This is a genomic window from Thiomonas delicata, assembly GCF_900088825.1.
Lineage (GTDB): Bacteria > Pseudomonadota > Gammaproteobacteria > Burkholderiales > Burkholderiaceae_C > Thiomonas_A > Thiomonas_A delicata.
Window position 1 is genome coordinate 1,293,060 of record NZ_LT592171.1, and the last position, 22,025, is coordinate 1,315,084.

General features: G+C 65.8%; 17 protein-coding genes and 1 other annotated feature. Of the genes, 5 read left to right on the plus strand and 12 right to left on the minus strand.

Annotation, left to right across the window (positions count from 1 at the left end):
• Nucleotides 1-4: 4 nt before the first annotated feature.
• Together THIARS_RS15625 and THIARS_RS15630 are read right to left on the minus strand one after the other, a co-directional pair.
• Complete coding sequence (locus THIARS_RS15625) at nt 5-2,023, minus strand: DUF6600 domain-containing protein (protein ID WP_186436712.1); 2,019 nt, start codon at nt 2,021-2,023, stop codon at nt 5-7.
• Between the two features lie 454 nt (nt 2,024-2,477).
• Nucleotides 2,478-3,703, minus strand: a protein-coding gene (locus THIARS_RS15630) for an IS3 family transposase (RefSeq protein WP_094159366.1) whose coding sequence is annotated in 2 segments (ribosomal slippage) — nt 2,478-3,424 and nt 3,424-3,703 — 1,227 coding nt in all. Because the reading frame shifts where the segments join, the coding sequence is not laid out codon by codon here.
• Nucleotides 3,309-3,425, minus strand: a sequence feature (AL1L pseudoknot). (Overlaps the previous gene by 117 nt.)
• A gap of 263 nt (nt 3,704-3,966) precedes the next feature.
• Here THIARS_RS15630 and THIARS_RS15635 point away from each other — a divergent pair.
• Both THIARS_RS15635 and THIARS_RS15640 read left to right on the plus strand, forming a co-directional pair.
• Entirely contained in the window at nt 3,967-4,170 is a 204-nt protein-coding gene (locus THIARS_RS15635; RefSeq protein WP_425444264.1) for a tyrosine-type recombinase/integrase, read from the plus strand.
• A gap of 110 nt (nt 4,171-4,280) precedes the next feature.
• Nucleotides 4,281-5,894: a GMC family oxidoreductase gene (locus tag THIARS_RS15640; protein WP_094161699.1), complete on the plus strand. Its 1,614-nt coding sequence runs from the start codon at nt 4,281-4,283 to the stop codon at nt 5,892-5,894.
• Nucleotides 5,895-5,905: 11 nt separating this feature from the next.
• On the opposite strand, the gene pssA is transcribed toward THIARS_RS15640, so the two are convergent.
• The 7 genes from pssA to ispD form a co-directional block, all read right to left on the minus strand.
• Nucleotides 5,906-6,718, minus strand: a complete 813-nt coding sequence (gene pssA, locus THIARS_RS15645; protein ID WP_425444265.1) for a CDP-diacylglycerol--serine O-phosphatidyltransferase — start codon at nt 6,716-6,718, stop codon at nt 5,906-5,908.
• A gap of 102 nt (nt 6,719-6,820) precedes the next feature.
• Entirely contained in the window at nt 6,821-7,474 is a 654-nt protein-coding gene (locus THIARS_RS15650) for a phosphatidylserine decarboxylase (protein ID WP_094161701.1), read from the minus strand.
• A 162-nt stretch (nt 7,475-7,636) separates the two neighbouring features.
• Nucleotides 7,637-8,653, minus strand: a complete 1,017-nt coding sequence (gene ilvC, locus THIARS_RS15655; RefSeq protein WP_094161702.1) for a ketol-acid reductoisomerase — start codon at nt 8,651-8,653, stop codon at nt 7,637-7,639.
• A 151-nt stretch (nt 8,654-8,804) separates the two neighbouring features.
• Entirely contained in the window at nt 8,805-9,296 is a 492-nt protein-coding gene (gene ilvN / locus THIARS_RS15660) for an acetolactate synthase small subunit (RefSeq protein WP_094161703.1), read from the minus strand.
• A 168-nt stretch (nt 9,297-9,464) separates the two neighbouring features.
• Complete coding sequence (locus THIARS_RS15665) at nt 9,465-11,255, minus strand: acetolactate synthase 3 catalytic subunit (RefSeq protein ID WP_094162186.1); 1,791 nt, start codon at nt 11,253-11,255, stop codon at nt 9,465-9,467.
• Nucleotides 11,256-11,492: 237 nt separating this feature from the next.
• The gene (gene ispF, locus THIARS_RS15670) at nt 11,493-11,999 is read right to left on the minus strand and encodes a 2-C-methyl-D-erythritol 2,4-cyclodiphosphate synthase (RefSeq protein ID WP_245845946.1); all 507 of its coding nucleotides are present in this window, start codon (nt 11,997-11,999) and stop codon (nt 11,493-11,495) included.
• Nucleotides 11,996-12,709: a 2-C-methyl-D-erythritol 4-phosphate cytidylyltransferase gene (gene ispD / locus THIARS_RS15675; RefSeq protein WP_094161705.1), complete on the minus strand. Its 714-nt coding sequence runs from the start codon at nt 12,707-12,709 to the stop codon at nt 11,996-11,998. The genes ispF and ispD overlap by 4 nt, the downstream gene beginning before the upstream one ends.
• Before the next feature lie 52 nt (nt 12,710-12,761).
• Here ispD and mfd point away from each other — a divergent pair, with 52 nt between their 5' ends.
• From mfd to THIARS_RS15690, 3 genes are all read left to right on the plus strand, one after another.
• Nucleotides 12,762-16,385 carry a transcription-repair coupling factor gene (gene mfd / locus THIARS_RS15680; protein WP_094161706.1) on the plus strand — a complete coding sequence of 1,208 codons (3,624 nt, stop codon included), beginning with the start codon at nt 12,762-12,764 and terminating at the stop codon, nt 16,383-16,385.
• Nucleotides 16,386-16,423: 38 nt separating this feature from the next.
• Nucleotides 16,424-17,311 (plus strand): phosphoserine phosphatase SerB, encoded by an 888-nt coding sequence (gene serB / locus THIARS_RS15685; protein WP_094161707.1) that lies wholly within the window; start codon nt 16,424-16,426, stop codon nt 17,309-17,311.
• 231 nt (nt 17,312-17,542) lie between these two features.
• Nucleotides 17,543-18,565: a substrate-binding domain-containing protein gene (locus tag THIARS_RS15690; RefSeq protein WP_094161708.1), complete on the plus strand. Its 1,023-nt coding sequence runs from the start codon at nt 17,543-17,545 to the stop codon at nt 18,563-18,565.
• A gap of 10 nt (nt 18,566-18,575) precedes the next feature.
• Here the strand turns inward: THIARS_RS15690 and THIARS_RS15695 are convergent, their stop codons facing one another.
• The 3 genes from THIARS_RS15695 to THIARS_RS15705 all read right to left on the minus strand — a co-directional run bounded on the left by THIARS_RS15695 (nt 18,576) and on the right by THIARS_RS15705 (nt 21,703).
• Nucleotides 18,576-19,811, minus strand: coding sequence for a cyclic di-GMP phosphodiesterase (locus THIARS_RS15695; protein ID WP_342747766.1), 1,236 nt, complete (start codon nt 19,809-19,811; stop codon nt 18,576-18,578).
• A 148-nt stretch (nt 19,812-19,959) separates the two neighbouring features.
• Nucleotides 19,960-20,433, minus strand: coding sequence for a hypothetical protein (locus THIARS_RS15700; protein WP_094161710.1), 474 nt, complete (start codon nt 20,431-20,433; stop codon nt 19,960-19,962).
• A gap of 46 nt (nt 20,434-20,479) precedes the next feature.
• A complete protein-coding gene (locus THIARS_RS15705) occupies nt 20,480-21,703 on the minus strand; it encodes a cystathionine beta-lyase (protein ID WP_094161711.1) in 1,224 nt (407 codons plus the stop codon).
• Between the last annotated feature and the right edge of the window lie 322 nt (nt 21,704-22,025).

Below are 22,025 nucleotides of genomic sequence, written 5' to 3' on the forward strand. Positions count from 1 at the left end.
GGCGTCAAGGCCGTAGTAGGTCCGCTGAGTCTGGCAACTTCGGCTCAGATTTTTTCTTCTCAGGACGGTTGTGAGCCTCTGCATGCTCAGGCGGGTGGCTGGAATGCGTCGCAAATTGCGCAGGGCCTGGACGTTCAACCGGGACTTGGCGCCTGGCCGGTGCATGGAGTTCCGGGCGGATGCTTTGCACAGGGCGCATCGGCTCTGTGTTGAACGGCCGCTCACCGCCTTGTTGGGATCGAGGGTGGGGTGGTGAAGCTTGCTGACGCTGTTCGTCACGCCTGGGCATGGGACTTCCAGTTGGATGCGGTACGGCGTTCAGGACGCGACGATTCGGTTCCGTCTCGAACCGACCCGGTGGCACCTCTGCGTTGCGGTGTTCTAGGTCAGGGGCATGGGTCGGGGATTGAGATTGCAGGGCCCGATCCTGCGCAGGCATGGGGCGCTGGCTCTCAGCCGCTTCATGCCCCTGGATCACGGTAATCCTTTGTCTGCGTTCCAAGCTCTGAATCTGGGCCGGCACATGCAAAACCAAGGGATGACCAGCGCCAGGAGCCGTGCCGTTTTGCGCCTTGAAGCGCTGCGCCAAGGTGTCATGCAAGGCTGGGGGCGGGGGTGGTGAGCGAGTGGCGAAGACGGTGCGCTCGAACGCCCCATGGGGAGGTGGTGCCGCAAGCTTGTGTCCCACCAGACTTTGTTCCACCGGGGCGATCGGGGGGCTGAACAGCACATGGGCTGCCGTCACGTGCACGGCACGGAAGGGCGCGCCGGCATACTGCACTCGCCGGCCACGCACGAATGCGGCGGCCGGCATGGCCGTGATCGCGCCGGGCACCCGCTGGTTGATGTAGACGTTGCGCTGGATGTTGTTGATCACTGTGGTGTTGTTGACCACGGTGACGGTCTTATTAACGATGACTGTGCGGTTGATGGCGTTGACGTAAGTGGGACTCGCGGCGTAAACCGGACGGTAGATTTCGCCTGGAGCGAGAGGAAACCAAGCGATCCCGGGTGCGCCGATCGACAACGACACGCTCCAAGACCCACCGCCACCGCCGATGAAGGCCACCAGCGCGGGCGCGTAGACCGGGCGCATGATCACCGGCCCTGGCACCCAGGCCCAGACGTTGCCGACATAAGCCCAGCGCCCGTAATGGAACGGGGCGAAACCCCAGGGTTCGTCATCGATCCAGGTCCAACCCCAGGGGGCGATCCAGGCCCAGTGTCCATCATGGTAGGGAGCCCAGCCAGCAACCACGGCTGTGGGCACCCAGATCGGGCCATACAGGGGATCGGTTTCCCAACGCCCGTATTGATCCAGGCCCTGGTAGCCGGTCATGCCCGTGCCGACATAGCGCGCCGAGATCGAGTCGCCTTCACGCCGGTTCAGCGTGCCGACCCAGCGGTCGAAGCCATCGAACGGGGGATTGAGAACGGCCTCATCAGGAATCAGCGCCGTCCCCGAGAACCGGACCAACTGGCGCCTGCCGACCGGGTAGCTTGCGCCGCCTGTCCCATACGCGATGCCTTCTCCAGCGCGCACGATGACCGTGGTTGTGTTCTGGCCGGGGTCCACATCGACGCGGTAGTCACCTGGTGTTTGCAGGTCGAACGCCAGGTTGGGGGTGTCGATCTCGAACGAGCGCCCTTGCATCGGTTCGCGGAGATGGACTTCGAACGTCCCCTGGGTGAGCTTGAGTTGCGTGGCGGCATCGCTCAATTCCAGAACGCTCAGACTGGTGTTGGCCCCCAGGCGCATAGCGGTGGAACCGGCCACCAACTCGGCTCGGCTTGCGGCACCGATCCAGACTTGATCGCCATCGCTCAGGGGGCGGTTGATGTTGGCGTAGGTCCAGGTGCTGCTGCCGGCTGGCAGCAGGGTTGCCGTGCCTTCGAACAGATCCATGCGCGCGACCAGCGCGGGGGGATCGGCCCACGCCGGCATGGCGAAGGCCATCAGAACCGCGGCTCCGAATGCAAGGTGGAGGCGATGCCAGAAGCCGGGCCGGGAGCTGTTTGACATGGAGGATTCCGAGCGTTGCGTGGTGGTTTCCCGCCAAGAATTGGCCGAATGGCCTAAGCCCACGCCTTCATTGACGCTCATAACGGGCTCGGCTTGGCCGCAGCGGACAGATGACGTCAGCCAGATGTAAACAATTGAGACAAATTGGCTCGACGGATATCGCGCATCACCGTGCGCGGCGCACATTGACGGGTCATCTCGAGAGACTCGTTGATGACGTATGCCAGGTCAGGATGCCAATCATCGTCGCTGACTTGATTGGGCTTGAGGATGTGCATCGACGATTCGCTGCCAACGTGACCGAATCGCCGCGATCAGAATCTTCTTTTGTGCCATGGTGAACTCTCCTCATGTCAGCGAAGGAAGGCCCGAAGGAATTCGGGCCGAACTGTCCAAACCCTAGATTGAACGCTTGTGAACCGCCCCGGGTTTCGTGGAGGCTAGTTGGTTTAAGTCATGCCGGAATGGCGTGTTGACTGGCTTGTTGGCGCCAGTAGTTTGCCTCAGCTTCTGCCGGAGGGATACCCCCAATCGGTTTGAGCAGTCGGGTGTGGTTGAACCAGTGCACCCATTGCAGGGTGGCCAGTTCGACGGCTTCCCTGGTTTTCCAGGGTCCGCGGCGGTGAATCAATTCGGCCTTATACAGCCCGTTGATGGTCTCGGCCAGGGCGTTGTCATAGGAGTCTCCTTTGCTGCCCACGGAGGGCTGGATGCCTGCCTGCGCCAAGCGTTCGGTGTACTTGACGCTGACGTATTGCACGCCTCTGTCCGAATGGTGGACCAAGGCATGGGCAGCGGGCCGACGCGCGTACAAAGCCTGCTCCAGCGCGTCCATCACGAAATCGGTCTGCATGGATGTGCTCACGCGCCAGCCCACGATGCGTCGGGCAAACACGTCGATGACGAACGCCACGTACAGCCAGCCCTGCCAGGTGCTCACATAGGTGAAGTCCGACACCCAGAGCTGGTTGGGTCGCTCGGCTTTGAACACCCGGTTGACGTGGTCCTGCGGACACGGCGTGCAAGTGTCGGGGACCGTGGTTCGCACCTTCTTGCTCCGCCGCGCACCCTGCAGCCCCAGGCGTTTCATCAGCCGCTCGACCGTGCAGCGCGCCACCCGGTTGCCCTCGCGGTTCATCTGCAACCAAACCTTGTCAGCTCCATACACCTGCCAGTTGGCGTGCCACACACGCTGGATGTCGGCAGCCAGCGCATCGTCGCGCTGAGCACGGGCGCTGCGCAACTCGGGGTTGCGATGACGCGCGGCATGGCGCCAGTAACACGACGGGGCCATCTGCAGCACTTTGCAGATGGGCTCGACCCCGTGCATGGGGCGGTGCTGGTCGATGAATCGCTTCAACTCTTCAAACGGCGGTCGAGCTCCGCCTGGGCGAAAAAAGCACTCGCCGCTTTGAGGATGTCATTGGCCCGGCGCAATTCCTTGTTCTCGCGCTCGAGTTGTTTGAGGCGTTCACGCTCGCTGCTCGTCAGGCCGTCGCGCTGGCCTGTATCGACTTCCTCGCGCTTGACCCACTCCAGCAGCGTCTGTGGCACGCAGCCAATCTTGGGGGCCATGGATTCGACTGCGGCCCACAGCGAGGGGTACTCGCCTCGGTGCTCCTGCACCATGCGTACCGCGCGCTCGCGCACTTCGGGGGAAAACTTGTTCGTCTTGTTCATGGCTCCATCTTCTCAAAGGTTGGAGCCTCCTCAAAACCCGGGGCGGTTCACAAGCAAGCCAGGGCTGTCACGCGGTCCTCACGACAGAAACCCTCGCCTGCTGTGACATGCGGCGGACCAGGGATCCTTCGATCCGCCGCCCTCCATGGCGCGCTTAATCAATCAATGCCTGCACACGCAGTTTTTCAGCCGGTATCGCCGCGCACGGTGACATGGCACAAGCGACCGCTTTCGGGAAGACACAGCGCGGCGCGCCGATCTCGATGACGCGGCATGCGTTTACCACGTACTTGCCGGAGTCTGGCGAGGACATCCGGACCATGCAGGAACTGCTGGGGCATTCGGATGTGAAGACGACCATGACCGGCTGCCTATGCGCTGAGGCCGCGCGCCGCTTCCAGAGCGAGCGATCCTGGCCGGAGTTTCGGTCTGCACATCCAAAGCCACGCAGATCCCCTCCGGCGTAGAGCTTTCGCGCCGTGTTCGAGACGGTCTGATGCGATTGCCTAAGATGGCTGCAGTCCGTGAATGCCGGCAGCCACGCACTGAACGGCCATGCCGCAGCAAGGGAGACGCCATGCCGAACCTGGAACCGTCGTTCGACTACATCATCGTGGGTGCCGGCTCGGCGGGCTGCGTGCTGGCAAACCGGCTCAGCGCGGACCCCGCTGTGCGCGTATGCCTGGTGGAAGCCGGGCCTGAAGACCGCTCGGTGCTCATCGACACCCCGCTCGGCATAGCCGGGCTGTTGCGCGGCAAGCGCTACAACTGGGCTTACGAAACACAACCGCAAGCCGCGCTGCAGGAGCGACGCCTGTACTGGCCGCGAGGCAAGGCACTGGGCGGCAGCAGTTCCATTAACGCCATGATCTATATGCGCGGCCACCCCGGCGACTATGACGACTGGGCCGCCGAGGGCAATCCGGGTTGGGGCTGGCAGAACGTGCTGCCCATCTTCGTGCAGCACGAACGGCAGCAGCACGGTGCGGACGCCCTGCATGGCGGCGACGGCCCGTTGCACGTGCATGATCTGGTGGACCCCAATCCGCTGAGCCTGGCCTTCGTGGAGGCCGGTGTGCAGGCGGGTTTGCCCCGTTGCTCGGATTTCAACGGCCCCGCGATGGATGGCGTGGGGCTGTACCAGGTGACGCAGCACGATGGCCGGCGTTGGAGCGCCGCCCGCGCCTTTCTCGACCCCGTACGCCAGCGCCCCAACCTCGTGGTGCGCACGCAGTGCCTGGCCACGCGCGTGCTGTTCGATGGGCGCCGTGCCGTGGGTTTGCGCGTACGCGGGCACGGGCGCGAGTGCAACCTGTCAGCACGCCGCGAGGTGATTCTCTGCGGCGGCGCCGTGAATTCGCCGCAATTGCTCATGCTGTCGGGGCTGGGGCCGGGCGCCCATCTGCAGGCCATGGGCATCGCCACGGTGACCGATCTGCCGGGTGTCGGCGCTAATTTGCAGGACCATCTCGATGTCACCCTCGCGGCGCGCGACGGCACGGCAGCTGCGGTGGGCGTGGGTTTCGGCGCCCTCCCCCGCCTGCTGCGCGAAGCGCTGAAGTTCCGCAAACGGGGCCGCGGCATGCTCACCGGCAACGCGGCCGAAGCCGGCGGCTTCGCGCGTACCCGCGCCGGACTCGGGCGGCCCGATGTGCAATTCCATTTCCTGCCCACGCTGCTGCGTGACCATAGCCGCAAGCTGGTCTGGGGCTACGGCTACACCCTGCATGTCTGCCAGTTGCGGCCGCTAAGTCGCGGCCGCATCACGCTGGCCTCGCCGGATGCCGGCGCGGCCCCCCGGATCGACCCGATGTATCTGAGCCATGCGGCAGATCTGGGCGTGCTGCGCGAAGGTCTTCGCCTGGCACATCGCATCCTGTCGGCGCCCGCGTGGCAAGCTTTCGCCGCAAACCGGCGAGAACCCTGCCCGGATATGCGCGACGGCGCAGCGCTGGACGCCTATATCCGCGGCAACGCGGAAACCATCTACCACCCGGTCGGCACGTGCCGCATGGGTGCGGACGATGCTGCCGTGGTGGATAGCCGACTACGCGTGCGTGGCGTGGGCGGCTTGCGCGTGGCCGATGCCTCCGTCATGCCGAACATCATTGGCGGCAACACCAACGCGCCTTGCATGATGATCGGCGAAATGGCGAGCCGCTTGGTCGCCGAGGATGCCCAGGCCGGATGAGGGGGGCAAATTCAGCGGTGCAGGCCGCGCTCGTCGGGTTCGTCGGTGGAGGTGGAAATGACACTGACCGATTTGCCCTTGAAACGCCGCCAGCCATACAAGGCGTAACCCGACAGGCCGTAGATGACGAACAAGCCGAACAGAACCAGCGGCGGCCGATAGGCGATGAGGCCGATCAGCAGCACGATGAGGAACAGCGTGATGAAGGGCACGCTGCGCCGCAGGCTGACGGACTTGAAACTGTAGAACGGCACATTGGTGACCATGGTCAGACCGGCAAAGGCGGTGATGGCGAAGGCGACCCAGGGCACGTGGGTGCCGATGACGTCCGAGTCGGCCATGATCCAGATGAAGCCGGCGACCAAAGCCGCCGCCGCCGGGCTGGGCAGGCCCTGGAAGTAGTTCTTGTCCACCACCGCGATATTGGTGTTGAAACGCGCCAGACGCAGCGCCGCTCCCGCACAGTAGACGAAGGCGGCCAGCCAGCCCAGCTTGCCCAGGCTGTGCAGAGACCATTGGTACATGATGAGCGCAGGGGCCGCGCCGAAGGACACCATGTCGGCCAGGGAGTCGAACTGCGCGCCGAACTCGCTTTGCGTGTGGGTCAGGCGCGCCACGCGGCCATCGAGGCTGTCGAGCACCATGGCGGCGAAAATGGCCGTGGCGGCGAGGTCGTAGCGTTGGCCCATGGCCATGACGATGGCGTAAAAACCGGCGAACAACGCGGCCGCGGTGAAGGAATTGGGCAAGAGGTAAATGCCGCGCCGCTGCCGATGCGGCAAGCGGTGCAAGTCCTCCCCGGGATCGGGAAGGCCTGCGTCCAGTCCGTCGTCCTCGTCGCCCTCCCGGCGGCGAGGCGGTTCTCGGGAAGCTTGAGCACTGGGAAAACGTGTCACATTGCGCGGCATGGCAGGACCCTCCTCGCGTCAGGCAGGCGTGTCTGCGGCAAACGCCGCCAGCGCCGTGCTGGTCGCATACACCTTGTCGCCGATCGACACGCGCGGCATGGTGTCCAGTGGCAGATACACGTCCACCCGCGAACCGAAACGGATGAAACCAAAACGCTGGCCGCGTTGCAGCGTGTCGCCGGGCTTGACGTAGCACAGCACGCGCCGCGCGATGAGGCCCGCCACCTGCACGGCTGTGACGGTGCGGCCGCCACTCTGGATGATCACGGCGTTGCGCTCGTTTTCGAGCGAGGCCTTGTCCAGGTCGGCATTGAAGAATTTGCCCGGGAAATAATTCACCGCCTGCACCGTGCCGGTGACCGGCGCGCGGTTGGAATGCACGTTGAACACATTCATGAACACGCTGATCTTCAGCGCCTCGCGTTGCGCGTAGGGGTCCTGTGCGCGTTCGATGGCGACGATGCGCCCATCGGCCGGCGACAGCACGGCGAGCGGATCCTGCGGAACCTGGCGTGGCGGGTCGCGGAAGAACTGAATGACGAAAATCGCCACCAGCCACAACGGCAGCGACCACCAGAATCCGGCGAACAGCCAGGTCAGCGCAGAAATCAGGATGATGCCGCCGATGAACGGCCAGCCTTCACGGGCAAGAATGGGGTGGGAATAGTGCATATATGCAGTGTAGTCGGGGGAAACACATGCATCACGACAGCGCAAGGCCATCCATGCATCTGCCGCACGAGAAGAAACGGCCATCCGCGAAAACGCAGATGGCCGGTGTTCAGGCCAAGCCGGTTTTGCCTGCCGGCAAAACCGTGCCGTTCAAGGCCACGCTCAGTTCTTCGACTTGTCGACCAACTTGTTGGCCTTGATCCACGGCATCATCGCACGCAGCTGCTCGCCTACCTTCTCGATGGGATGCTCGGCGGTGAGGCGTCGGCGCGAAATCAGCGTGGGCGCACCGGCGCGGTTTTCGAGGATGAAGCTCTTGGCGTATTCGCCGGTCTGGATGTCCTTGAGCGCCTGGCGCATGGCGTTCTTGGTGTCCTCGGTCACCATGCGCGGACCGGTCACGTATTCGCCATACTCGGCGTTATTCGAGATGGAGTAGTTCATATTGCCGATGCCGCCCTCGTAGATCAGGTCGACGATGAGCTTGAGTTCGTGCAGGCACTCGAAATACGCCATCTCGGGCGCGTAGCCGGCTTCCACCAGGGTCTCGAAACCGGCCTTGATGAGTTCCACGGTGCCGCCGCACAGCACGGCCTGCTCGCCGAACAGATCGGTCTCGGTCTCCTCGCGGAACGAGGTCTCGATGATGCCGGCGCGGCCGCCGCCGTTGGCCATGGCATACGACAGCGCGAGGTCGCGCGCCTTTTTCGACACGTTCTGCGCCACGGCGATGAGGTGGGGCACGCCGCCGCCCTGGGTGTAGGTGTTGCGCACGGTGTGGCCGGGGGCCTTGGGCGCGATCATGATCACGTCGAGATCGGCGCGCGGCGTGACCTGGCCGTAATGGATGTTGAAACCGTGGGCGAAAGCCAGCGCCGCGCCTTTCTTGGCATGGGGCTCGACATGGTCGCGGTACACCTGGGCGATGTTCTCGTCCGGCAGCAGGATCATGATGACGTCGGCGCCCTTGACGGACTCGTCCACGTCCTTGACGGTGAGACCGGCCTTTTTGGCCTTGTCCCACGACGCGCCGCCCTTGCGCAAACCGACGGTGACCTTCACGCCGCTGTCGTTCAGGTTCTGGGCGTGGGCGTGGCCTTGCGAGCCGTAACCGATGATGGTGACCTTCTTGCCCTTGATGAGGGAAAGATCGCAGTCCTTGTCGTAAAACACTTTCATTTCAGCTCCTCCTGGCGAAAGGATGAATGGATGCATTCCCACGTACCTTTCGCCCGATGTGCTGCCAAAAAAGCGGGGACGGCCCGATGCTTTTCTGGAAATCGGTGGGAATGTCGGGCGGGGCCGCCCAGGTTTGCGATGCCCAATGCCGTTACACCCGCAGCACGCGTTCGCCGCGGCTGATGCCGCTGGCGCCGGTGCGCACGGTTTCCAGGATCGCGGTGCGTTCCACGGCCTGGATGAAGGCGTCGAGCTTGGCCTCGTCGCCGGTGAGTTCGATGGTGTAGGTCTTGTCGGTCACGTCGATGATGCGGCCGCGGAAGATGTCGGCCATGCGTTTCATTTCCTCGCGCTCCTTGCCGACGGCGCGCAGCTTGATGATCATGAGTTCGCGCTCGATGTAGTTGGCCTCGGTGAGGTCGACCACCTTGACCACGTCGATCAGGCGGTTGAGGTGCTTGGTGATCTGCTCGATCACCTCGTCCGAGCCGGTGGTGACGATGGTCATGCGCGAGAGCGAGTCATCCTCGGTCGGCGCCACCGACAGCGACTCGATGTTGTAGCCGCGCGCGGCGAACAGGTCGACCACCCGCGACAGCGCGCCGGGTTCGTTTTCAAGCAGGACAGCGATGATGTGTTTCATATGCGATCTCCCACCCCAGGCTTCGCGCGCCGCCGGTAAGCGGCGCCTGGCTCTGAGGGGTGATGGTGGTTGAACGAACAGGATAGGGGTCTCCGATGCCGCCCGGCGCCCGGCATGCGCGGCCGACCTCGTGAGCCAGCCTCGCGTGTCCGGCGCCGGGCGCATGCATCAAAGGTCCTCGGACCCCAGCAGCATGTTGGTGATGCCCTTGCCGGCCTGCACCATGGGCCAGACGTTCTCGGTCGGGTCGATGGCAAAGTCGATGAACACGGTACGGTCCTTCATCGCGAAGGCCTTCTGCAGGGCAGCGCGCACGTCCCCGGGCTTGTCCACCCGCATGCCCACGTGGCCGTAGGCCTCGGCCAGCTTGACGAAGTCGGGCAGCGAATCCATGTACGAGTGCGAATAACGCCCCGCGTACTCGATTTCCTGCCACTGCCGCACCATGCCGAGGTAGCGGTTGTTGAGCAGCAGCACCTTCACCCCGGTGCCGTACTGCAGGCAGGTGGCCAGTTCCTGGATGTTCATCTGGATCGAGCCGTCGCCGGTGATGACCACCGCCTCGGCGTCCGGCTTGGCCAGCTTGATGCCCATGGCGTAGGGAAGTCCCACGCCCATGGTGCCCAGGCCGCCGGAATTGATCCAGCGCCGGGGATGGTCGAAGTGGTAATGCTGCGCCGCCCACATCTGGTGCTGGCCGACGTCGGAACAGACATAGGTTTCGCGGTCTTTCGTCAGCTCGTACAGGGTTTCGATGACGTACTGCGGCTTGATCACGCGATCGGACTTCTCGTAACGCAGGCAATCGCGCTTGCGCCATTCCTCGATCTGTCCCCACCAGGTGGCCAGTGCCGCCATGTCCTGCTTGTGGCCGGCCTCCTTCTGCTGCTCGATCTGCTCGATGAGATCGCCCAGCACCTCGCCGACGTCGCCGACGATGGGCACGTCCACCTTGACGCGCTTGGAAATCGACGACGGGTCGATGTCGATGTGGATGATCTTGCGCTCGATCTGCGCGAAGTCCTTGGGATTGCCGATGACGCGGTCGTCGAAGCGCGCCCCCACGGCCAGCACCACGTCGCTGTGCTGCATGGCCATGTTCGCCTCGTAGGTGCCATGCATGCCGAGCATGCCGAGAAATTTCGGGTCCGACGCCGCAATCGCACCCAGGCCCATCAGCGTGTTGGTGCACGGCAGGCCCAGCAGCTTGGCGAGCTGGCGCAGCTTGTCCGAGGCGTTCGCCAGCACCACCCCGCCGCCGCTGTAGAGGTAAGGGCGCTTGGCGTGCATGAGCAACTGCACGGCCTTGCGGATCTGGCCGCCGTGCCCCTTGCGCACCGGGTTGTACGAACGCATCTCGACGTGCTCGGGATAATGGAAATGCGCCAGGTTGCGCGTGATGTCCTTGGGCACGTCCACCACCACCGGGCCGGGGCGGCCGCTGCGGGCGATGTGGAAGGCCTTTTTCATGGTCAAGGCCAGGTCGTTCACGTCCTTGACCAGGAAGTTGTGCTTCACGATGGGACGCGTGATGCCCACCGTGTCGCATTCCTGGAAGGCGTCCAGGCCGATGGCGTGCGTGGGCACCTGGCCGGTGATGATGACCATCGGAATCGAGTCCATGTACGCCGTGGCGATGCCGGTGACGGCATTGGTCGCGCCGGGACCCGAGGTGACGATGGCCACGCCCACCTCGCCGGTGGCGCGCGCATAGCCGTCGGCCGCGTGCACCGCAGCCTGCTCGTGGCGTACCAGCACGTGCTGGATGGTGGTTTGCTTGTAGAGCTCGTCGTAGAGGTAGAGCACCGCGCCGCCGGGGTAACCCCAGACGTGCTTGACCCCTTCGCGCTGCAGACAGCGCACGACGATTTCGGCACCCGTGATTTCGGTCGTGCCGTTGGCATGTTTTTGAGAAGCGGCCGTGGCGGCCGATTTGATTTCCGCGCTGGATATGTCCATATTCACCTCCATGATTTTCTCTAACGAAAAACCTTTGGCGCCTCTCCAGCCAGGCTTGTGGCCTGCTCTCGAGACTCTGTCGCGCGGTCTGTGATGATGCCGAGCGGGCTTGTGTCGAACACACAAGGATCGCGCAGCGCTTGGAAGACCGTCGAAGCGTGAAAGTGTAATGCCGCGGCGCATCACGGACAAGCCGGCGTTGTCGGCGCCCCACGCCCAAGCGCGTGACGGCATGTGTCAGTCGGCGTGAATTTCGCGTTGCAACAGGCACACCGCGCTGGTGGCGATGCCCTCCTGCCGCCCGACAAAACCGAGGCGCTCGGCCGTCTTCGCCTTCACGTTCACGCGCTCGCTTTCCACGCCCAGCGCCTGGGCGATGGCCGTACGCATCGTGTCGCGGTAGGGTGCGAGCCTGGGCGCCTGGGCGCACACGGTGCAGTCCACGTTCACCACCCGCCAGCCACGGCCCTGCACGGCATGCAGCGCGGCGCGCAGCAGTTGGATGGAATCGGCGCCGCGAAAGCGCGGATCGGTGTCGGGGAAATGCGTGCCGATGTCGCCCAGACCCGCTGCGCCCAAAAGGGCGTCGGTGATCGCATGCAGCAGCGCGTCGGCGTCGGAATGACCCAGCAGGCCGCTGTGATGCGCGATCTCCACGCCGCCCAGCACCAGGCGCCGCCCCGGGACCAGCGCGTGGATGTCCTCGCCCTGGCCGACACGCCACTCCATCGCGGCCCGGCTCATGCTGCGCTCCTCGCGCCCGCCGCGCGCGAGGCGAGCAGCGCCTCGGCCAGCCTCAGATCGTCGGGATAGGTGATCTTGAAATTCGCCCCGCTGCCCATCACCAGCCGCGGCTGCAGGCCCATGCGCTCGATCGCCGAAGCCTCGTCGGTGATGTCCGCCGGATCGGCCTGTTCCAGCGCCGCGAGCAGGGTGTCGAGGCGAAACATCTGCGGCGTCTGCGCCAGCCACAGGCCGGCGCGCGGCAGCGTGGCGGCCGCGCGCGCCACGTCGCCACGCCGCTCCTGCTTGAGCGTGTCGGGCAGCGGCAGGGCCAGCAGGCCGCCCACGGCGTCGTTCTCGCAGGCGTGAATCAATCCGTCGATCGCCGCGGGCGTGATGCAGCAGCGCGCCGCATCGTGCACCAGGACCCAGTCGTTCGCGTCCGCGCCCTGGCCCAGCAGCCAGCGCAGTCCCTGCGTCACGGTCTGCGCCCGCGTCGCGCCGCCTTGTTCGGCGATGCGCAGGCGGGCGTGCGCCGGCAGCGCCCCGCGTGCCCGCGCATCGCCCGGCGCCACCACCACGGTGACGGTGTCGACGCGGCCGCAATCGAGAAAAGCCCGCACGGTGTGCGCGACCACGGCGGCGCCGGCCACGCGCCGATATTGCTTCGGTCTGTCGCCCGGCAGGCGCGTGCCCGAACCGGCACTGGGAATCAGAGCATGAATGGGCATCGCATTGCCTGGAGACGTGCGGCTGAAGGCCGCACCTGCGAAAATTCTAGGGATGTCCCAAGCCCCGACCCCGTTTCTTCAGTTTCTCGCGCCGAACCTTCCCGCGCTGAAGCCCGGCCAACGCCAGTGGTTGAGCAAGCCCGCAGGCAGCGCCGATGCCCTGCTGCTGGCCGAGTTGGCCAGGTCGCGTCATCCGGGGGACGATCGTGGGGTCTGGGTCGTGGTCACCAGCGATCCGGCCGACGCCCAGCGCCTGCTCGCCGAAATGCAGTGGTTCGCCCCCGGCTTGCGCTGCGGCGTGCTGCCCGACTGGGAAACCCTGCCCTACGACGCCTTCTCGCCGCATCAGGATTTGGTCTCCGAACGCCTGGCCACGCTCTGGACCCTGCACAGCACCGGGCTGGACGTGGTGCTGGTTCCCGCCACCACGGCGCTGCAGCGCCTGCCGCCGGCATCCTTTCTCGCCTCCACGACCTTCAGTTTTCAGAAGGGCCAGAGCATCAACGAGGCGGCGCTGCGCAGCCAGTTGGTGCTGGCCGGCTACGCGCATGTCACCCAGGTGGTGGCCCCCGGCGAGTACGCCGTGCGCGGCGGCCTGCTGGACCTGCACCCCATGGGCAGCGCGCTGCCCCTGCGCGTGGACCTTTTCGGCGACACCGTGGAGTCCATCCACACCTTCGACCCCGATACCCAGCGCAGCCTGTACCCGGTGGAGACCGTGCGCATGCTGCCGGGCCGCGAATTCCCGCTCGACGAGGCCGCGCGCCAGCGTTTCCGCGCCCAATGGCGCGAGCGCATCGAGGGCGACCCCAGCCGCAGCCCGCTGTACCGCGACATGGCCAACGGCGTGGCGGGCCCCGGCATCGAGTATTACCTGCCCTTGTTTTTCGAGCAGACCGCCACCCTGCTGGACTACGCCGGTCCCCATGCCGGCGTCGTGCTGCTGGGCGACGTGGCCGGCGCCATGCGCCAGTTCTGGCTCGACACCAACGAGCGCTGGCGCCTGTTGCGCCACGACCCGGAACGCCCGGCCCTGGCGCCAAGCGAGCTGTACCTGAGCGAGGAAGAATTCTTCCTGCGCATCAAGCCCCTGCCCCAACTCGGCCTGCGGCAACCGACGCCTCCCGCGGATGCCCAACCCGCACCCCCGCGCACTGACCCTGCGGCTGCGCAAACCCCGCAGGCGGACGACGCAGATGCATCCCCCCCGGCGCCCGATGCATCTTTCGCGGCTGGCGCGATGCGCATTCTGCCCGCCCAGGCGCTGCCGGACGTGTCCGTCGAGCGCCGCAGCGAACACCCCTTGCGCCGGCTGGAAGCCTGGCTGCAAACCGACGGCCTGGCGGCCAAGCGCTCCATGCGGGTGCTGCTGTGCGCGGAGTCGCCCGGGCGGCGCGAGACCCTGCTGGAGCTGATGCGCGAAGCCCACCTGGACCCGCGCCCTGTCGAGGACTGGGCCGGATTCGCGCGGGCCGATACGCGCTTCGGCCTGACGGTTGCGCCGCTGGCCGCCGGATTCGCCCTGCCGCAAGCCGGCATCGCCCTGCTCACCGAAACCGAGCTGTTCGCGCTCAGCCCCTCGCAGCGCCGGACGCGCAAGCAGGAGCGCGCGAGCGACGTCGAACATCTCATCCGCGACCTGTCGGAACTCAAGCCCGGCGACCCCGTCGTGCACCAGCAGCACGGCATCGGCCGCTACCAGGGCTTGATCTCGCTGGACCTGGGCGACGGGCCGGCCGAATTCCTGCACCTGGCCTACGCCAAGGACGCGCAGCTCTACGTGCCTGTCGCGCAGTTGCACCTCATCGCCCGCTACAGCGGGGTCGACCCCGACAACGCACCCTTGCATAGCCTGGGCTCGGGACAGTGGGACAAGGCCAGGCGCAAGGCGGCCGAGCAGATCCGCGACACCGCGGCCGAACTGCTCAATATCTACGCCCGGCGCACCGTGCGCCCCGGCCACGCCTTCCGCTACGCCGCGCAGGACTACGAGGCCTTCGCCGCCGGATTCGGCTTCGAGGAGACGCCCGATCAGCGCGCCGCGATCCACGCCGTGGTGCAGGACATGATCTCGCCCAGGCCCATGGACCGCCTGGTATGCGGCGACGTGGGTTTCGGCAAGACCGAGGTGGCGCTGCGCGCCGCTTTCGTCGCGGTCATGGGCGGCAGGCAGGTGGCCGTGCTGGCCCCCACCACCCTGCTCGCCGAGCAGCACGTGGAAACCTTCCGCAACCGCTTCGCCGACTGGCCGGTGCGCATCGCCGAGCTGTCGCGCTTTCGCACGAGCAAGGAAGTCGGCGCCGCGCTGAAAGGGATGGCCGAGGGCACGGTGGACATCGTCATCGGCACGCACAAGCTGCTGTCGGCCGACGTGAAGTTCCAGCGCCTGGGCCTGGTCATCGTCGACGAGGAGCACCGCTTCGGCGTGCGCCACAAGGAGGCGCTCAAGGCCCTGCGCGCCGAGGTCGACATGCTCACCCTCACCGCGACCCCCATTCCCCGCACGCTGGGCATGGCCATGGAGGGTTTGCGCGACCTCTCGGTCATCGCCACCGCGCCGCAAAAGCGCCTGGCGATCAAGACCTTCGTGCGCAACGAGAGCAAGGCCGTGATCCGCGAGGCCGTGTTGCGCGAGATCAAGCGCGGCGGTCAGGTCTATTTCCTGCACAACGAGGTGGAGAGCATCCAGCGCCGGCGCGAGGATCTGGCCGCGCTGCTGCCCGAAGCGCGCATCGACGTGGCCCACGGCCAGATGCACGAGCGCGACCTCGAGCGCGTGATGCGGGACTTCCACGCCCAGCGCTTCAACCTGCTGCTGTGCTCGACCATCATCGAGACCGGCATCGACGTGCCCACCGCCAACACCATCGTCATGAGCCGCGCCGACAAGTTCGGCCTGGCCCAGCTCCACCAACTGCGCGGGCGCGTCGGCCGCTCGCACCACCAGGCCTATGCCTATCTGCTGGTGCCCGATGTGCAGTCGCTGTCCAAGAACGCGCAGCAGCGCCTGGAAGCCATCACCCAGATGGAGGAACTGGGCTCGGGCTTCTACCTGGCCATGCACGACCTGGAAATCCGGGGCGCCGGCGAGGCGCTCGGCGAGGCGCAGTCGGGCAATGTGCAGGAGATCGGCTACCAGATGTACGTGGACATGCTGCAGGCCGCGGTGAAGGCGCTGAAGGCCGGACGCGAGCCCGACCTGCTCAACCCGCTGAGCGTGACCACCGAGATCAACCTGCACGAACCCGCGCTGCTGCCGGAGGACTATTGCCCGGACGTGCACGCCCGCCTGTCGCTCTACAAGCGCCTGGCCAGCGCGACGGACGACGCCCGGCTGCAGGAGGTGGCCGAGGAGATCGTCGACCGCTTCGGGCGCATGCCGGCGGCCGCGCTCAACCTGCTGGAAACCCACCGCCTGCGCCTGCTCGCCCAACGCTACGGCGTGACCAAGGTGGACGCCGCCGACCAGCAGACGCTGATCCAGTTCCGCACCGACCCTCCAGTGGACGCCGCGCGCATCATCTGGCTGGTGCAGAACCATCGCCATATCCGCCTGGCCGGCAACGACAAGCTGCGCATCGAACGCGACGCCAAGGACGCCGCCGCGCGCGCCCGCCTCGTGCGCGACACGCTGCGGCTGCTGGGCGAACCGCGCAGCGAACCCGTCGGCGCATGACATCCCATTCCCTTCTGCCCATCGACACCACACCCGCCATGACCTCGCATCACCTCGTCCTGCAAGTCCCCGCCGCATCGATCCTGTCACCCGATCTGGTCGCGCGCATCAGCGAGCACGTCCAGCCTCTCGGGCTGGAAAAGCTGCCCGGCGCATCGGGAGACTGGGGCACGCACGCCGTACGCCTGCGCGACCTCGGCGTCGATCCGCATGTGGCGCGCAGCTTCATGCCGGCCATCGCCGCCGAACACGGCGTCGACTGGGCCGTCGTCCCCGCCGGACTGCGTCTGGCCGATTTCAAGCTGCTGGTGCTGGACATGGATTCCACCCTGGTGGCCATGGAAACCATCGACGAGCTGGGCGCGGCCAGCAGCCGCAAGGCCCAGATCGCCGCAATCACCGAGGCCGCCATGCGCGGCGAAATCGCCGACTACGCCGAGAGCCTGCGCCGCCGCCTGGCCCTGCTCGCCGACACACCCGAGAGCGTGCTGGAAGATGTGTACGCCCGCATGCGGCTCAACCCCGGGGCCGAAACTCTCATCGCGACCGCCAAGGCCCATGGCCTCAAGGTGCTGCTGGCCACCGGCGGCTTCACCTGGTTCGCCGAGCGTCTGCAGCGCCGCCTGGGGCTGGACTTCGTCGCCGCCAACACCCTGCGAATCGAGGGCGGCAGGCTGACCGGTCATGTCATCGGCCCCATCGTCGACGCCGAGGCCAAGTGCCAAGCCCTGCTCGACGCCTGTGCCCGCATCGGCTGCAGCCCGCGCCAGGCCATCGCCATCGGCGACGGCGCCAACGACCTGGCGATGATGGGCGCCGCGGGCCTCAGCGTGGCCTACCACGCGAAACCCGCCGTGCGCGACGCAGCCGGCGCCGCGCTCAACGTCTGCGGCCTCGACGGTACGCTGCGCTTGTTCGAGGATTGACGCTTGCCGCCTGCGCGGCGCCCGCTTCTCGGCGCATGGCAGCGCATCCGCTCCAAGCCCGCGGGATGGGCTTGGAGGATAGTCCTCGCAGTATTTATCTCGCAGCGCGCGCGAAATTCAAGCGGAAAAGCGTGAAAAAGTAGACGATTCGTCGATTTTCTCGACGCGGCGCCGGCCCGATGTCTCCCATCCGAATTAGATTCGGCTCATAAAAGTAGATTGGAGACAAGGATGATGCAAGATCGCTTCAATGCGTTGCGTCCGGCGCATGGTCGCAAGACCGCGGCCGACGCAGTTCCATGTTCCGCGCCGCGCTTATCCCTCGCCATCGCCACCCGAATCCGCCGCCCATGGCTGCGTTTCGGAGGGTGGCTCCTGGCGGGCGCGCTTGGTTTGGCAACCAGTGCGCAAGCGGCCCCCGCACAGACCTCGCCGCCCCTGGTGCTCGGGGTCCAAAACGGACGCGTGCAGGAAGACGCGGTCTCCGTGTTCAACACAGCACAGCTGCTCGCCAACATGATTGGTACCGCGACCGGGCGCAAGGTCATCTGGGAAGCCAATTACGCCAAGGCCGACACGGCCAAACAAGCGCAGGCCGGGGCACGCTTCGACTTCGTGTTCAGCAAGCCCCCCAACCTCACCGCCACGCTTCTCTCCCAGGGCTGGAAACTGGTGGCCGCTGCGAAGCCTCCCGTCGAATTCGGGACCGATCTCATCGCCCAATCCTGCCCGGGCAAGCCGGGACAGGTGCTATTGGGTGGCCCGACCTTGGTCATCTTGGGTACCAGCGAGGCATCGAGCCATGCCTCCTGCGTCCCCGTCGCCGATGTCTGGAAGTCGCCGGCAGCCGTCCTGTTGACCGCGAGCAAGGGCAGTCTGGTCGACAAAATGGCGCAGAAAATGTGGTTGCAGCGCTCTGGCGGCAAGGTCCCGCCGATCGTCTACACCCAATATCAAAACGCCGTCACCGATCTCATGGCCAGCACGCACGTGGCCGTGATCGGTACCGTCACTCCGCTTTTCTCCAAGCAGTGGCAGGCCCATGGCGGGATCATTCTGGCGCACCAAGCCATGCCCTTCTGGGCCTTGCTGGCCGCCCCGGACGTCCCCGCCGAGACCGTGGACAAGGTGCGCTCGACCTTCCTCGACGGATCCTCGCACGCCGTGGACAAGGCCTTGCATATTCCGGGCTGGGAAGCCGGCAGCCCCAAACCTTATGCCGAATTCATTCAATGGCTGAAATCCAAGGAATGAGTCTGCAAGGCTAGCCGAGAAAATCCTCCACATTCGACACGCCCCAAGTGGCCGGATTCTCGGGACTGGCAACGCGGTCCTGGTTGCCGGCGAGGGACAGGTCCACCACCTTGGGCATGATGTAGGCGCGTGCCTTGGCGGAGAAGAACGCCCTGACCTTGGGCCGCAGCAAGGAAGATTCCCCCTGCTCGATCACCACCCCCATGAGGCCGGATTCGAGCCGTACGAAACTGCCGATCGGGTAAATCCCCACGCTTTTGACGAAGGCGTGAAAGATGCGTTCATCGAGGTGGTCCTGCGTCCACGTGGCCATCTTGCGGAGCGACTCGGTGGGGTCCCATCCCTTCTTGTAGGGCCGGTTGGATGTGACGGCGTCATAGATGTCGCACACCGCGCCCATGCGCGCATACTTGGAAATGTTCTCGCTGGACAAGCCGTGGGGATAGCCGGTGCCATCGAGCTTCTCGTGGTGGCGCAGGCAGACATCCAGCGCCATCTCGCCGATGCCGCCCATGTCTTGCAGGAGCTTGTGGCCTGCCTCCGGATGGCGCTTGATGACCTCGAATTCCGCGTCGCTCAGTCGCCCGGGTTTGTTGAGGATCTGGGGGGGAATCCGGGCCTTGCCCAGGTCGTGCAACATGCCGGCAAGACCCGCTTCGCGGGTTTCAACCTCGTCGAACCGGAGTTGCCGCGCCAGGGCCATCATCAAGGCGCAAACCGCGACGGAATGCATATAGGTGTACTCGTCCGCGGTCTTCAGACGCGCCACGCTGATGAGCGCCCAGGGATTGCGATCGAGCGAGTGCGAGATCTCTTCGACGAGCTTCTCGGCACTGTGCCGATCGACGGCACGGCCCAAACGGGCCTCGGCGAACATTGTGCGCACGATGGATTTGGAGTGCGAGTAGATCCGTGTCGCGCGGGCCATTTCCTCCATCATGGAACTGCGCGCCGGCGCGGTGACAGCCGACTCTTGCTGCGATGTCGTCCCGTTTTCGGCGTCGAGCTGCCGAGTGCCCTTCTCGCTTTCGTGTGCGACGTCCAGGCCTTTGTCCGTGTCGATCCATACCTCCTCGATGTCACTGGCGAGGATGGACTCGATTTCGGCACGATCCTGAATCAGGAAGGATTTGCGCCAGAACGGATGATCCATCCAGGATCCCTCCAGCTTCTGGACAAACATCCCCTCGCGCAACCGCCTGGAATTTATTTTTCTCAGCATAGGTCGTGTCTGGCGGCGCCCCATCCAACCCCCATGGTCTGGACATGGCCCGGCCGTGAAGATCGCATGACGCGCCCGGCCCTCGGCTTCCGTCACATTCCGCGCCTGGCTCCTTGCGCGGCGCGCGATCCGGCGTGTTGAGCGGCCGCAGCGAGATGAGCATATTGCAAGCTCAGTTCCTGCGCGCCATGCGGTCTTCCAGTTCCCCCACGGCCGCGGACAGGCCGTTTGCGGTTTCGGTGATGAGCTGGGCCTGGGTTTGTTCGAGCTGGGCCATGCGGGCCAGCAGCTCGTTCTTGTGCGCGTTCATCTGCTCGGCCACGCGGTTCAGACCGGCTTCGAGACTTTGCTGCAGCTGGGTGATGCGCGAGCTTTCCGCCTTGTCGGCCCGTTCGCGCTGAGCCTGCAGTTCCTTCATCTGCCGGCGGCCTTCGAGCAGGGCCGAGGTGCGCACATAGAACGCGAAGCCGAGGAAAACCAGCGCGAGCAACGCGCTCAGGGCCAGCATCACCAGACCGAGCGGCGCTTGGACCGACGTGAAACCCAGCGTCAGGGAGGTGCTGGCGGTGAAGGCGGCCCAGTTCAACGCCGCGAATGCGGCCAGCAGCGCGAACAGCACGATGAGCAGGATGGAGCGGAAACCCATGATGTTCTCCCTTGTCGGTCTGAATGATTCTTGCCGGGTCGACGACTCAGCGCAACGCCACACGCATGGCCTGGGCGATGTCGGCGATCAGGTCGTCCGGATCTTCCAGCCCGATGCACAGGCGCACCAGCGGGCTTGCATAGGGCCAGGCCCCGCCGCGCATGGTCGCCGCATCGTAGGGTACGGCCAAACTCATCGGGCCGCCCCAGGAATAGCCGATCTTGAACAGCCGCAGCGCGTCGACGAAGGCATCGACCCGCCGCGCATCGACCTGCGGCTGAAAGGTGAAGCTGAACAGTCCCGCTGCGCCGCTGCAGTCGCGCACCCAGTGGGCATGGCCCGGGCTACCCGGCAGCGCCGGGTGCAGCACGACCTGAACCTCGGGCTGCTCCCGCATCCAGGCCGCGATGCGCCGGGCGGACCGGTCGTGCGCGGCATAACGCAGGGCCAGGCTGTGCAGGCCGCGCAGCACCAGCGTCGCGTCGTCCCCGCCCACCCCCAGCCCCAGGCGCATATGGGCATAGAGCAGGCGTTCGTGCAGGGCCTCGTTGCAGGTCATCACGGCCCCCATCAACACATCGGCCCCACCGGACTGGTATTTGGTGAGAGCCTGCATGGAGATGTCGATGCCGAGATCGAAAGGCTTGATCGCCAGGCCGGCGGCCCAGGTGTTGTCGATGGCGGTGGTGATGCCGTGCCGCCGGGCGATGGCGACGAGACCGCGCAGATCCGGCATTTCCAGGGTCACCGAGCCGGGCGCCTCCAGCCACAGCAGGCGGGTGCGCGGCGTGATCGAGTCCTCCACCGAGGCCGGGTTCATCGGGTCGTAGAGGCTGGCGCGAATGCCCAGGCCGGCAAGAAGGCGTTCGGCCAGTTCGCGGCTGGGACCATACACATTGGCCGGCAACAGCACGCCGTCGCCCTGTTCCAGCAGGGCCAGGTCGACGAGGGCGATGGCCGCAAGGCCCGAGGGGCAGAGCATGCAGTGCGCGGCGCCCTCGATCTCGGCCAGACGCGCTTCCAGCGTGAAGGTCGTCGGCGTGCCGTGCAGGCCGTAGGTGTAGCCGGTCTTGTGGCGCCAGTCGCGCGCGCGCATGGCCGCCACGTTCGGGAAGATGACGGTGGAGGCACGGTGCGTGGCCGGCTGCACGCTGTCGAATCCGGCAGGTGGCTGATAACCTGCGTGCTGCAAACGCGTGGCCAGGCGCAGACCGTCGGGGCCCGCCGCGGGGTTCTGTTCTAATTGCGGCTCATGTGTGTCATTGGACATGCGTGAAGGTTCTCCATCGAAACATTCGATCTCTGTACGGCCATGGCCCAAGCATAAGACCAGGCTCGAACCGCAACCACGCTGCCCGCTGCATTGGACCCTTCGCCTGAACCCGCGCCCCGATCGCCTTTGAGTGCCCCAGGGGCGGCACACCGCCCCGCCCCCCATGGGGGTCAAAAACACTTGGGGACGGCCCGGCGTTTTTTTGCGGGCTGCAAGCTTGCAGCCCGCGTCCGTGCGCCCTCCTCCCTCTTCTCCACCGTGGAATCAAGCCAGCGTACCGCGTGGCGTGCGGCTGACCCTTGCCCGCACGCGCCACGCC